A 12625-nucleotide genomic window follows, 5' to 3' on the forward strand; every position below is an offset into this window, starting at 1 on the left:
ACATGCTCGACGCCGAAGACCGCTCGCTATTCAACGAAGACCACCGTGCCTTTCGCGAAACCGTTCGCCGTGTCCTCGCGGACGTGATCGAACCTCGGCTCGATGCCCATGAACGTGATGGTATCGTCGAGCGCGAGGCCTGGGAGAAAGTCGGAGCGGCTGGGCTTCTATGCCCGCAGGTTCCAGAAGCTTACGGCGGCCCGGGCCTGGACTTCGCCTTCAACGCGATCGTTGGCGAAGAGATAAGCTACATGGGGTCCGCTGCCGGCTTCACGCTTCAATCCGACATCGTCGCAGACTACCTCGTCCACTACGGCAGCGAGGATCAGAAGAAGCGTTACCTTCCAGGAATGGTGGCCGGAAGCACGATCAGCGCCATCGCGATGACCGAGCCTGGCGCCGGCAGCGACCTCCAGGGCATGAAGACGTTGGCCAAGGCTGACGGCAATGGATGGAAGCTCAGCGGCAGCAAGACCTACATCACCAATGGCCAGAGTGCCGACCTCGTCATCGTTGCCGCTCGCACGACCGAAGAAGGTGGTGCCAAGGGAATCTCACTGTTCCTCGTCGAGACCGGCGATGAAGGCTTCAGCCGGGGCCGCAACCTCGACAAGATCGGCCTTCATGGAAACGATACGTCCGAGCTCTTCTTTGACGAAGTGAAACTTCCCGCTGACCGGCTGCTCGGCGCCGAGAATGGCGGCTTCATCATGCTCATGCAGCAATTGCCCCAGGAACGACTTTCCATTGCAGTGCAGGCCCAGGCCAGCGCGCAGCGGGCGTTCGATGAGGCAGTCAAGTTCACCTCGGATCGAAAGGCGTTCGGTCGTCGAATTGCAGACTTTCAGAACACGCGCTTCACGTTGGCTGACCTCAAGGCCCGCTTGCAGGTCGGCTGGGCGCACCTCGACTGGGCCATCCAGCGGCACGTCGCCGGCAAGCTGACGCCGGCTGAAGCGAGCGCGGCGAAACTTTGGCACACCGAGATGCAATGGGACTGCTGCGATACGGCCCTGCAATTGCACGGTGGTGCCGGCTATATGAATGAGTATCCCATCGCCCGCTTGTGGCGCGATGCCCGGGTTGCCCGCATCTACGGTGGCACGTCGGAAATCATGAAAGAACTGATTTCCCGAACGATCAGCTAGGCGCCGCTCGAAGAGCTACTCCGTTGCAAGCGCAATCAACTGGGCAAGACCGCTCGTTCCGGTTTTAGCCGATATCTGAGCGCGGTGATCTTCGACCGTCTTGGGACTGAGCTTAAGCTCAGCAGCGATCGCCTTGCTCGAGAGGCCCTTCACCAGCAGCCCGAACACTTCCCGCTCTCGCGGTGTGAGCTTCGCAGTCCGCTCGATCTGGCATCGCCGCTTCCGGCTCCATGCGACTCCCTCTTCGATCGCGGCTAGCAATCGCTGGTCGTCAATCGGCTTTTCCAGATAATCGAGGCCACCGAAGCGGCGGATGGAGTCCACGGCGTTGGCCGTAGTTGGCCAAGCTGTCATGAAAATGATGGCCGCGGCTGGATCAATGCGACGGACTTCGTCGGCAAACGCAAAGCCATCCATTTCGCCCATCATCACGTCAGTCACGATGCAGGCAGCCGGAGCTTCCGAATATGCAGCGATGAGCTGCTGGGGATTTACAAACGGCTCGGCCGCGTAGCCTTTGCGCTTTAGCATCCGCGACAATGACGCTCCAAGGTCGGCATCATCGTCCACGACATACACTACCGCCTGCTCTCCCTGATTACTCATCATCATCTCCAACTGTGGGCAGATCGGTCGTATAACGAACACGATCTTCCCCGATCTTTGTTCTTTCGATTGTCCCGCCGTGCGCCTGCACGATTGATCGCGCCACGATCAGACCGATGCCCATCCCGCCTTCCGGCGGTTGTTGGGGGGGATCGTTGTCGACATGGATTTGAACACGGCCGCCCGTCACCTCATGCGAGATGTCAACAGTGGACCCGGCCGGTGCCGCCGCGATTGCGTTTCTGACAAGGTTGAGGAGCGCTTGCCGCAACTCGATATCCTGACCCAGCACTGCGACTTCAGGACCCTCATGACAGATGATCGAGACCTGCTTGGGCTTCGCCTCAGGTTGAGCAATCGACAGGATTTCATTACAAAAAAATCCCACGCAGATCGGCGACGGCTCATCAGCTTCACGGCTGCCAAATCCGCGGAGCCGGCGCACCAGCTGCGACAAGTCCTGGGCTTTGCGGGCGATCAAGCCAGCGGACCTTTGCATGTCCGCGCCTTCAGCTATCGGATCCTGCGTCGCGAGATTTTTCGCCTCGATGGCGATCGTGGACAAAGGCTGGCTGATTTCATGGATCACGGCGACCGACATCGCGCGTAACGTTCGTAGTCGATCGGCCTGGTACAGCATGCGGTCCCGTCGGGCGATTTCAGCGCTGGAAAGAGCTTCGGCTTCAGCAAAGCTCCCGGCGAGGTACCCGATGGACGCGATGCAGGCGAGGAGCATGTGCAGCCTCAGCAAGACAGCTTCGCTATCGATGTCCTCCGTCGCGGGCAGCACTAACGCTGCAGCCAGGAGGATTGAGAACCAGGCTCCAGCCCGCCCCGTTCGCAAGCCAGTCCAACAAGTAGAGAGTAGAATTGGGCCAAGAAGAAGTCCGAGCCCCGCAGTGAGGATCGCCCAGACGAGTAGCCAAGAGGCCACGGTGATAGCAGTCACCTCGGCAATGACGTCGTAGCGCGGGGGTGCCATCGGCATCGCGCGCTTCCCGCTTAAGCGCCCGGCAAGCCAGACCAGAGGCGGAGCCACGAACAGCACTCCCAACATGTCGCCAAGTGAGAATACGAGGAGCGACTTCAGCAGGCTCGAAAGCTCAAAGGTTCCGCTCTCGAGCGCGCGGGGAACCGCCCAAGGAAGAGCCGCCGCACAAGCTGCAATCGGCCCGATGATAGCAGCAAGGGCAAACGGCAGCGGCGCAAACCGCAATATCGGCGACCGTCGCCCTGCGCCGGACCGAACCAGGTGGATGACGGCGCCATATACGAGGCACGGTCCCATGATTCCCAAGATGGACAGGACGGGCGAGGTTTCTAGGTCATTTTGGCCCGTGAAGAGTTGCACCAGCAATTCAGCAACCGCCGCCGCTGGCGCCAGCTTCGCGCCAAACAACCATAGGAAGGCAAAACGCAATCCTGCGGCAGGAAACCAAAGGCTGAATTGGCCCATCGCCCACAGGTTGGAAAGGCTTCGCAAGGCAGTAAAAACTGCCGCGTAAGCCAGCAGAATGGCTACGAGCCGAACGCTTCTCCCAACCGGAGTAGCAGTCACGTTGAATGGAAGCCGCGGCGAACGGCGATACTGAACAGCGCGCATCATGGGACTATGAGACGATTTTCCAGGTTCCGCCAAGCTACGGATTTTTACCTAGGTGCTGTTACCGTCCACCCGGAAAAAGCCCGGGTATCCGTAGCGTAAATCAAATGCGAGTAGGGCAAGGCCGCGAGGCGATGGGGCATTCATTAGCGCGGACGTTTGCGGGGGCAAACGAGTAATGACGATCGGCGTACCTGGTCGTTGATTTGCCCCAACAAACGCTGGGGGCGGCGGCGTCATCGTCGTTCCCGCTTGGACATGCGAAGAGCAGCCAGGTTTCGGCACCGCTCGCTCCTTTTTCGCGTCTTTTCTCCCCGCTCTGTCGCCTCGCGCACCGCGTTTTAGCTTAACGGCGAGACGGCTTTCGAAGTAGCCAAAGACCCACAACAGCAAGAGCTGCAAGCCCGAACCACGTAACTGCATAGATCAGGTGGGTATTGCGGAAGCGGACTACGGTCATTCCGCCCACCGGATATCCTCCCGGATTTGGCTTGGCGTCAGCGTCGATAAAAAACGGTGCAACAGCTATGGTACGCGCCTTCGCAATGGCCGCAATGTCTCGCGAATACCACTTGTCCTCATTGGGGCGATTGGGCCGCAGGTAACGGCCGTGTGGCTCGGTGATTCTCAGGAGCCCTTCAACCTTTTGAATGCGCGCCTGGTGCCCTTCGGGCCGTGCGTTGGGTGTTGCCCGATCCTGCGGGACAAACCCTCGATTGACTATGATATTGCCATCGGCGGTCTGAAGTGGCGTCAGCACCCAGTAGCCAGGTCCCCGCTCCGTCAGCGCATCAACGAGCGCTTCCTTCTCGTGAATGAAAGTACCGACCGCGTAGACGCGCCGATACTCGATCGAGTCAGGCTCCAGATCTTTCCAGCTGCGCGAGTTCGGGACAGGTACGGCAGGAGCATGGATCCTTTGCTCGACCTTCGCGATGAGGCCGAGTTTCCATTGCAGCCGCTGAAGCTGCCATATTCCAAGGCCCGCAAAAAGTAGTGCAAAGACGGCGCAAAGCCCGATCAGACCGAACCGCTTCGCCTCCCCTTTTTTCACGGGGTCTGGCTCACCTGCTCCGTCATCATGCCGGGCATCATGTTGGTATTCAGATGATACATGATCCACAACGAGCCGGCGATCGTGATCAGCAGGATCACGCCCGTGAAGATGTAGGCGACCATTGTCCAACCGCCTTCCGACTGCGTATTCACGTGCAAGAAGCAGACCGTGTGGACGAGGATCTGAACGACAGCGAATACGATCACCAGCGCAGCCGTAGCACCGTCGTTGCCGAGGGGATTGGCCATCACCAGCCAGAACGGGATGGCCGTCAGAATTGCCGACAGGCCAAATCCAATCAGGTAGCTCCGCTTGGAGCCATGGCCTTCCATTTCGCCGTGGGTACCGGCGGCGCGTTCGGTAGTCGCGTGGTTCGGGCTCATCGCAGCATTCCAAGCAGATAGACAAAGGTGAAGACGCCGATCCACACGACGTCGAGGAAGTGCCAGAACATGCTGAGGCACAGCAGGCGGCGCTTGTTTTCAGGGATCAGGCCGCGCTTCTGGACCTGCACCAGCATGACGACGATCCAGATGATCCCGAACGTCACGTGCAGCCCGTGCGTACCAACCAGCGTGAAGAAGGCCGACAGGAAACCGCTTGTTTGCGGGGTCGCGCCTTCAGCGATCAGCTTACCGAACTCGTAAAGCTCGATCCCCACAAAGCTTGCGCCGAGCAAACCGGTGATGAGCAGCCATGTCTGCGTCAGCTTGGCCTTCCCCTGCTCCATCGCCAGCATGCCGAAGCCGTAGGTAATGGACGACACCAGCAGGATAGCCGTGTTGAGCGCGACCAGCGGAAGCTCGAAAATCTCCCGAGGCGTCGGCCCTCCGGCATAGCTGGTACCCAGCACGCCGAAGGTCGCGAAGATCGCTGCGAACAGCAGCGCATCGCTCATCAGGTAGATCCAGAAGCCCAGCAGCGTGGCACCCCCGGTCGGGTGGTGGTGATCGTCGGCTTCGATCAAGTAGAAGGTCGGATCAGCCGATACGGTCGCGGCAGCCGCGGCTATCTTCTTCTTGCGCGGCGCTGCCTTGGGCTTGGAAGTGGCCTTCGTCGTCATGTTCAGGCCCCCGCCGTCGCCAGGCGATGATGCTCGCCTTCGGTCCGCTCGACTTCGTCAACGCTAACGTAGAAGTCGCGGTCGTAGTTGAAGGTATGAGCGATCGCGACGATGAACAGTGCCGCAAGGGACAAAGCCGCGAGCCACCACATGTACCAGATCATCGCGAAGCCGAGCACCATTGCGATGGCGGATAGGATGACGCCCGCCCCCGTGTTCTTGGGCATGTGGATGGGCTGATACCCACCCTGCGGCCTTGCTGCCCCACGCTTCTTCATGTCGTACCAAGCGTCGATATCGTGGACGACCGGCGTGAACGCGAAGTTGTAGGAGGGCGGCGGCGACGCGGTCGCCCATTCCAGTGTGCGACCATCCCATGGGTCACCGGTCGTATCCCGCAGCTTCTCGCGGTTCTTGATGCTGACCGCGATCTGCACGACGAACGCCAGGATGCCCACCAGGATAATCAGAGCGCCAATGCCGGCGATGATAAAATAGGGCTGCAGCGTCGGATCGTCGAAATACCGTACCCGGCGCGTCGTACCCATCAGGCCAACGATGTAGATGGGCGTCCAGGCCACCCAGTAGCCGATGACCCAGCCCCAGAAGACGATCTTGCCCCAGAAGACATCCATCTTGAAGCCGAAGGCTTTCGGGAACCAGTAGTACATCCCAGCGAACAGCCCGAAGACGATGCCGCCGATGATGACGTTATGGAAGTGCGCCACCAGGAACAGCGAGTTGTGCAGAACGAAGTCCGCCGGCGGAACTGCAAGCAGGACGCCGGTCATGCCGCCAACCACGAAGGTCAGCATGAACGCGACCACCCACATCATCGGCAATTCCATCCGGATCTCACCACGGTACATGGTGAAGAGCCAGTTGAAGATCTTCGCACCCGTCGGAATGGAAATGACCATCGTCGCGATGCCGAAGAAACTGTTGACGCTGGCGCCTGACCCCATCGTGAAGAAGTGGTGCAGCCAAACGAGGTAGCTCAGGATCGTGATGACGACTGTTGCGTAGACCATCGACGAATAGCCGAACAGCCGCTTGCCCGAGAAGGTCGAGGTGATTTCCGAATAGATGCCGAACACCGGCAGGACCAGAACGTAGACTTCTGGGTGACCCCAGATCCACACTAGGTTCCAGTACATCATCGGGTTACCGCCGAGATCGTTGGTGAAGAAGTTCGTGCCAACGTAACGGTCGAGCATCAGCAGAGCGAAGGCGCCGGTCAAAATGGGGAAGATCGCGATCGCAAGGACGTTGCTGCAAAGCGCGGTCCAGGTGAAGACCGGCATCTTCATCATGGTCATGCCGGGCGCACGCATTTTGAGGATGGTCGTGACCATGTTGATGGCCGACAATGTCGTGCCCACCCCAGCTATCTGTAGCGCCCAGAGATAATAATCAGGACCGACGCCTGGACTATTCTCCGCATTGGCGACCGGCACGTAGTTGAGCCAACCGGCAGTGGAAAATTCACCGACGAATAGCGACACCATGACCAGCAGCGCACCAGCAACGGTGAGCCACAAGCTCAGGCTGTTGAGGAAGGGGAACGCTACGTCGCGTGCCCCGATCTGGAGCGGCATGACCAGGTTGACGATGCCCACGATCAGCGGGATCGCCACGAAGAAGATCATGATCGTGCCGTGGGCGGTAAAAATCTGGTCGTAGTGGTGGGCGTTGAGGTAGCCCTCGCTCCCGCCGAACGCCATCGCCTGCTGGAGGCGCATCATCAGCGCATCGGCAAAGCCGCGAAGCAGCATGATGATGCCAAGAATGATGTACATGATGCCGATCTTCTTGTGATCGACACTTGTCAGCCACTCGCGCCATAGCCAGCCCCACAACCGGTACTTGGTGACGGCGGCAAGCATCCCTGCACCGAGCAGCACCACCACCGCGAAGGTGACGAGCAGGATCGGCTCGTGGATCGGGAAAGATTCCCAGGTCAGGCGACCGAAGATGATCTTGGAGAGCGGCTGGTCGAACACTGAGGTCAGCTCCAGAAATTCAGGCTGCTGCATCGCGGCCGGCAAGCGGCGCGAGCACGGGATGAATGGCGGTCATGTTGCGGTTTTCAGGAGCGCCCGGCCGGGTAGTCCCGGACGCCTTGTTGGGATCGGCAGGCTTCGTCACGTTCGGGCCCGAACCTTTTTCCGACGGCGACTTGAATATCGCGCCTTCGGGCTTGTGGCCGTGCGGCGGCTGAGAGGCACGGCCCGGCATTCCGGCACCCGGGCGCATATCGTGAGGGTCACCACCGCCGCGGCGGTCGTGGGCCATGATCTCGGACATGCACTTGGTGCCCGGCTCGACGCAGCGCTCGAGGATGCGGCGGAAAAGGTCGCCGTCGGTCGCAGCGAAGCGCATTGCCGGCACCTTCTCACTCGGCTTTTCCAGCTGGCGATACGTCGCAAGATCAAGCGCCTTGCCCGATCCGCGCGCGCCGGCGACCCAGCGATCGAACCCTGCCTGGTCGACCCCATGCAGCTTGAAACGCATGTCGCTAAACCCGGCGCCGCTGTAATTGGCAGAAAGGCCCTCATAAGTCCCGGGCTTGTTCAGAACCGCGTGAAGCGTGCTCCGCATCCCGGGCATAGCATAAATCATGCCCGCCAGCGTTGGCGCGTAGAAGGTGTTCATCATGTTGGTCGACGTGATGTCGAACCGAACCTGCCGGTCCACCGGCAGCACGAGTTCATTTACCGTCGCGACGCCTTGCTCAGGATAGATGAACAGCCACTTCCAATCCATCGACACGACCTGCACGCGCAGCGGCTCTCCGACGGGTTTCTGGGCATCCTTGCCCCCGGAAATCCGATCAAGCGGGCGGAACGGATCGAGCAGGTGGGTGCTCGACCAGGTCAGCGCGCCCAGCATGATGATAATAAGCAGCGGAGCCGACCAGATCACGAGCTCCAGAGCGGTCGAATGGTCGAAGTTGGGATCATAGGTACCCCCCTTCCCCTTCCGGTATCGCCAGGCGAAGACCACGATCAGGATCATCACGGGAATGATGATCAGCAGCATCAAGCCCGTTGAAATATAAATGATGTCGCGTTGCTGGCGCGCGATGTCGCCGGCCGGATTCAGCACCTCGCCCTGGCAGGCCGCGCAAAGCAGCAGCAGCGGTACAAGCAGGAGATGTTTGGTTCGGGCGGGCAAGGAAAGACTGCTCTTCGACATCAAAGCTCCCTTACCGCCCCAGGAGCGGATTCGACATGGAATTTTTTTGTCCATCTGCGTTTCGCATCATATAGGGGATTTCACCGATGTCGTCGTGCCCGGCGCTAAGGCATGACCCTGGAAAAGAGCATGGGAACGAGAGCCAGATGACGGTCATTGCTTCGGCAGCCAACTCCACTCCGCTGGAACGCGACGCTCAATTGATCAGCGCCCACGACAAGATCGAGCCGGGCGAGATCGCGATAGGCGTCATCATCGGACGGACGAGCGAGTTCTTTGACTTCTTCGTTTACGCGATCGCTTCGGTCCTGGTGTTTCCGTCGCTGGTCTTCCCGTTCGTCGACCCGCTGACGGGTACGCTTTATTCCTTTGCGCTGTTCTCGCTCGCCTTTGTTGGCCGCCCCATTGGGACGCTAATCTTTACCTTCCTCGATCAAAAATATGGTCGCGGCGTGAAGCTCACGATCGCCCTCTTCCTACTTGGAGGCGCGACCATGGCGATCGCGCTCCTCCCGGGTTACGCGAGGGTCGGCGCGGTCAGCATCTGGCTACTGGGCTTTTTCCGCCTTTGCCAAGGCATTGCGCTCGGCGGCGCATGGGATGGCCTGCCGTCACTTCTGTCGCTGAACGCGCCACAAAACCGGCGTGGCTGGTACGCGATGATCCCACAGCTGGGGGCCCCGCTGGGCCTCACCGTCGCAACCGCGCTGTTCGCCTATTTCCTGGCGATCCTCTCGACGGAGGACTTCCTCAGCTGGGGCTGGCGCTATCCGTTCTTCGTCGCTCTAGCAATCAACGTCGTTGCGCTATTCGCTCGACTTCGCCTCGTCGCGACCCCGGAATTTACACGTCTTTTCGAGAACCGCGAGCTCCAGCCCTCGCCGCCATTCGAAACGCTGCGCAAGCAATGGCGCGTCATTGCGCTGGGCTCCTTCGCACCGCTCGCCAGCTTCGCACTATTCCACCTCGTCACCGTTTTTCCGCTGTCCTACGTCCTGTTGAATAGCGACGAGAGTCCAGTCCGATTCCTGACGATCCAGGGCGTTGGCGCTGTATTCTGCGTCGTTTCGATGCTCGCCTCCGGCCTGATTGCCGATCGCGTTGGTCGCCGGGCCGTAATGGGCGTCTCGGCGGCGCTCATCGGTGCCTATAGTGGCTTTGCACCGCAACTGCTTGGTGCAGGGCAACTGGGCGAATCTCTCTACATGATCAGCGGCTTCATTCTCCTCGGCCTCGCTTTCGGCCAGTCGTCCGGCATCGTGAACAGCAGCTTTGACCCGCACTACCGCTACACGGGCGCCGCCATCGTCCAGAATTCCGCATGGTTCATTGGTGCCGGCTTCGCCCCGCTGGTCGCCCTCTTCCTGGCGAGCCACGTGGGCCTCTGGTCGGTCGGGCTCTACCTGCTGTCGGGCGTGATCTGCACGCTGGGCGCCCTCGCCATTAACCGGGAATTCGCTCAGCGAAATACCTGACGCAGAGGGCCTGAGGCCCGCTAGCGAACCGAAGTCAGGAGGCCGTGGGCGGCGCTTTTCAATTATGCTGGGTCTCCCCCGACGGCCGCGCAACGGACGCTTTGACTTTTCCGTCTCCAGCACCCACCTTGGTAGAGCTGTGACAGACTTCGCCGCCAAACGCTTCCTATTGCACGCAGGCCAGATCGCCGCGCGAGCCTAGCCCCGAACGCAAGCGCGTCTCGGGGTTCTAGTCATTTCCCTTATTTTACTGTTGTGGAAGCAAAACACATGGCAACGGCCCGGGGCGCAGAGCGCCCGCCTGTCCATCTCACAGAGTCAGAATCCGACCTCGTCGCGCGGTTAGCGATGCAGGCCGAACACCGATCGCCCATCATCGCCAAAATGCTGCTGGAGGAAATCGATCGCGCCGAGCTGTACCAAGAAAAGGCTCTGCCGGACGATGCCGTGAGCCTCGGCTCCAACGTCGAATATGTCGACGAGCGAAGTGGCCGAATTCACAAGGTCGAGTTAGTTCTTCCCGCGCATGCCAACATATCTGATGGCCGCGTTTCCATCGTGACGCCGATCGGCGCCGCCCTTTACGGGCTACGCGCAGGCAGCGTTATCGACTGGCCCGACGTAGCTGGGAATTCGCGGCGACTGCGCATTCTGAAGGTGGTTCAGCCCAAGCGAGCTGACAGCGCGTCCTGACGCTACGTTGGGCGTCGGGCCCACCCCGAATTTACATTCGTCAGATTCCAGTCATGCTCGGCCTCAGACCGGCCGAGGACTGCTATGCGTGAAAGAACATCTGAAGTGGTTTTCACCAGATACACCACGCTGATCCTCAGCGCGGTAACAGCAATCGTTGCGGGCTACTATCTTCCAGACCTGTGGGCAGTGCCCATCTTTGCCCTGAGCGCCTCTTTGACCGCAATCGGCATCTATGACCTGTTCCAACCGGTGCACTCGGTGCGTCGCAACTACCCAATCCTGGGACACTTGCGATGGTTTTTCGAAGAGATCCGGCCCGAAATTCGGCAGTATCTGATCGAAGGCGATCAGGAGAAAACCCCGTTCTCCCGCAGCCAGCGATCACTAGTCTACGCACGTTCAAAAAATGAAAGCAGCGAACGGGCATTTGGGACGCTGCTCGACGTTTACGAGAATGGCTATGAGTTCATCGCCCACTCGACGAGGCCTGCTCCTGTCGCCGACCCCCAGACGTTTAAACTGCTGGTTGGTGGCAACGACTGCAGGCACCCTTATTCAGCGTCCATCTTCAATATCTCCGCAATGAGCTTCGGCGCGCTTAGCGCCAATGCAATACTTGCGTTGAATAAGGGCGCAAAGATGGGCGGCTTTGCTCACGATACGGGCGAAGGCAGCATCAGTCCTTATCACCGCGAAAACGGCGGGGATCTCATTTGGGAGATCGGGAGCGGCTATTTTGGTTGTCGCACGGCAGACGGCAATTTCGATCCCATCCGCTTTGCAGAGCAAGCCTCTGATCCCCAAGTTAAGATGATCGAGATAAAGCTCAGCCAAGGCGCCAAGCCCGGCCACGGGGGCATTCTTCCGGCTGAGAAAATTTCTGAAGAAATCTCCGTAACTCGCGGCGTGCCAATGGGTGAGGACTGCATTTCACCGGCGCGGCATCGAGCGTTTTCAACGCCACTAGAGTTCGTTCAATTTATCCAGCGGCTTCGTGAATTGTCGAAGGGCAAGCCCATTGGTTTCAAGCTTTGCGTTGGCCAGCCTTGGGAATTCATGGGCATCGTGAAGGCGATGAGAGAAACGGGAATTTTCCCGGACTTCATCGTGGTCGATGGCGCCGAAGGCGGAACGGGCGCGACCCCGCTCGAGTTCGCGGACCATCTCGGTATGCCGATGCGCGAGAGCCTGCTGTTCGTGCATAACACGCTCGTGGGCGCCGGAATCCGCGGCAAAGTAAAGGTCGGCGCTGCGGGGAAAATTGTCAGCGCATTCGATATCGCCGCAGTGATGGCCTTGGGTGCGGACTGGACCAACGCAGGCCGGGGATTCATGTTTGCGCTCGGCTGTATCCAATCGCTTTCCTGCCACACCAATCGCTGTCCGGTCGGCGTCGCGACGCAAGACCCCATCCGTCAACGAGCGCTCGTCGTACCCGACAAAGCCGAACGGGTTTACAATTTTCATCGTAACACCCTTCGGGCACTTGCAGACATGATTGCCGCGGCGGGCCTTGAGCATCCCAGCCAGATCGGCCCGCATCACCTTGTCCGGCGCGTGAGCCTGACGGAGATCAGGCTATTTTCGCAGCTCCACATCTTTCTGGACGACGGCGAACTGCTATTTGGCAATCAGACACGAGATTTTTATAGCAACGCGTGGAAGTTGGCCCGCGCCGACAGCTTCAGTCTCGCCGCGTGAGGGTGCGGATCCGGACTACTTACCCAAAGCGCTGACCTTGAAACTTGCCCTCCTCTGAGAGGGGCTTTGACGGCCGTA

Annotated in this window: 11 protein-coding genes; 4 read left to right on the top strand and 7 right to left on the bottom strand. The window is 59.7% G+C overall.

The genetic code is table 11. From position 1 onward, the window contains the following. The first annotated feature begins 2 nt into the window (after nucleotides 1-2). Nucleotides 3-1148, top strand: coding sequence for an acyl-CoA dehydrogenase family protein (locus tag D3M59_RS11050; RefSeq protein ID WP_119533735.1), 1146 nt, complete (start codon nucleotides 3-5; stop codon nucleotides 1146-1148). 15 nt (nucleotides 1149-1163) lie between these two features. On the opposite strand, the gene D3M59_RS12395 is transcribed toward D3M59_RS11050, so the two are convergent. From D3M59_RS12395 to cyoA, 7 genes are all read right to left on the bottom strand, one after another. Beyond that, entirely contained in the window at nucleotides 1164-1754 is a 591-nt protein-coding gene (locus tag D3M59_RS12395) for a response regulator transcription factor (protein ID WP_119533798.1), read from the bottom strand. Beyond that, nucleotides 1747-3360, bottom strand: coding sequence for an ATP-binding protein (locus D3M59_RS11060; RefSeq protein ID WP_119533736.1), 1614 nt, complete (start codon nucleotides 3358-3360; stop codon nucleotides 1747-1749). Before D3M59_RS11060 ends, D3M59_RS12395 begins: the two co-directional genes overlap by 8 nt. Nucleotides 3361-3703: 343 nt before the next feature. Next, on the bottom strand, nucleotides 3704-4411 hold the full coding sequence (locus D3M59_RS11065; RefSeq protein ID WP_199662512.1) for an SURF1 family protein: 708 nt from the start codon (nucleotides 4409-4411) through the stop codon (nucleotides 3704-3706). After that, nucleotides 4408-4797, bottom strand: coding sequence for a cytochrome o ubiquinol oxidase subunit IV (gene cyoD, locus D3M59_RS11070; RefSeq protein WP_119533737.1), 390 nt, complete (start codon nucleotides 4795-4797; stop codon nucleotides 4408-4410). The genes D3M59_RS11065 and cyoD overlap by 4 nt, the downstream gene beginning before the upstream one ends. Then, nucleotides 4794-5477, bottom strand: a complete 684-nt coding sequence (gene cyoC / locus D3M59_RS11075; protein ID WP_119533738.1) for a cytochrome o ubiquinol oxidase subunit III — start codon at nucleotides 5475-5477, stop codon at nucleotides 4794-4796. The genes cyoD and cyoC overlap by 4 nt, the downstream gene beginning before the upstream one ends. 2 nt (nucleotides 5478-5479) lie before the next feature. Then, nucleotides 5480-7513 (bottom strand): cytochrome o ubiquinol oxidase subunit I, encoded by a 2034-nt coding sequence (gene cyoB, locus D3M59_RS11080; RefSeq protein WP_119533739.1) that lies wholly within the window; start codon nucleotides 7511-7513, stop codon nucleotides 5480-5482. Continuing rightward, on the bottom strand, nucleotides 7500-8675 hold the full coding sequence (cyoA, locus tag D3M59_RS11085; protein ID WP_119533740.1) for a ubiquinol oxidase subunit II: 1176 nt from the start codon (nucleotides 8673-8675) through the stop codon (nucleotides 7500-7502). The genes cyoB and cyoA overlap by 14 nt, the downstream gene beginning before the upstream one ends. Nucleotides 8676-8821: 146 nt before the next feature. Here cyoA and D3M59_RS11090 point away from each other — a divergent pair, with 146 nt between their 5' ends. From D3M59_RS11090 to D3M59_RS11100, 3 genes are all read left to right on the top strand, one after another. Next, complete coding sequence (locus tag D3M59_RS11090) at nucleotides 8822-10150, top strand: MFS transporter (RefSeq protein WP_119533741.1); 1329 nt, start codon at nucleotides 8822-8824, stop codon at nucleotides 10148-10150. Between the two features lie 270 nt (nucleotides 10151-10420). After that, entirely contained in the window at nucleotides 10421-10843 is a 423-nt protein-coding gene (gene rnk, locus D3M59_RS11095; protein WP_119533742.1) for a nucleoside diphosphate kinase regulator, read from the top strand. A gap of 105 nt (nucleotides 10844-10948) precedes the next feature. Further along, nucleotides 10949-12547, top strand: coding sequence for an FMN-binding glutamate synthase family protein (locus tag D3M59_RS11100; RefSeq protein ID WP_119533743.1), 1599 nt, complete (start codon nucleotides 10949-10951; stop codon nucleotides 12545-12547). Nucleotides 12548-12625: the final 78 nt, after the last annotated feature.

Origin of the sequence: Sphingomonas edaphi (assembly GCF_003583725.1) — a bacterium.
Lineage (GTDB): Bacteria > Pseudomonadota > Alphaproteobacteria > Sphingomonadales > Sphingomonadaceae > Sphingomicrobium > Sphingomicrobium edaphi.

Coding starts and splice junctions, on each gene's coding strand:
- cyoA (WP_119533740.1), bottom strand. CDS start 8,675: ATGTCGAAGAGCAGTCTTTCCTTGCCCGCCCGAACCAAACATCTCCTG.
- cyoD (WP_119533737.1), bottom strand. CDS start 4,797: ATGAGCCCGAACCACGCGACTACCGAACGCGCCGCCGGTACCCACGGC.
- D3M59_RS12395 (WP_119533798.1), bottom strand. CDS start 1,754: ATGAGTAATCAGGGAGAGCAGGCGGTAGTGTATGTCGTGGACGATGAT.
- D3M59_RS11050 (WP_119533735.1), top strand. CDS start 3: ATGCTCGACGCCGAAGACCGCTCGCTATTCAACGAAGACCACCGTGCC.
- cyoB (WP_119533739.1), bottom strand. CDS start 7,513: ATGCAGCAGCCTGAATTTCTGGAGCTGACCTCAGTGTTCGACCAGCCG.
- cyoC (WP_119533738.1), bottom strand. CDS start 5,477: ATGACGACGAAGGCCACTTCCAAGCCCAAGGCAGCGCCGCGCAAGAAG.
- D3M59_RS11060 (WP_119533736.1), bottom strand. CDS start 3,360: ATGATGCGCGCTGTTCAGTATCGCCGTTCGCCGCGGCTTCCATTCAAC.
- rnk (WP_119533742.1), top strand. CDS start 10,421: ATGGCAACGGCCCGGGGCGCAGAGCGCCCGCCTGTCCATCTCACAGAG.
- D3M59_RS11090 (WP_119533741.1), top strand. CDS start 8,822: ATGACGGTCATTGCTTCGGCAGCCAACTCCACTCCGCTGGAACGCGAC.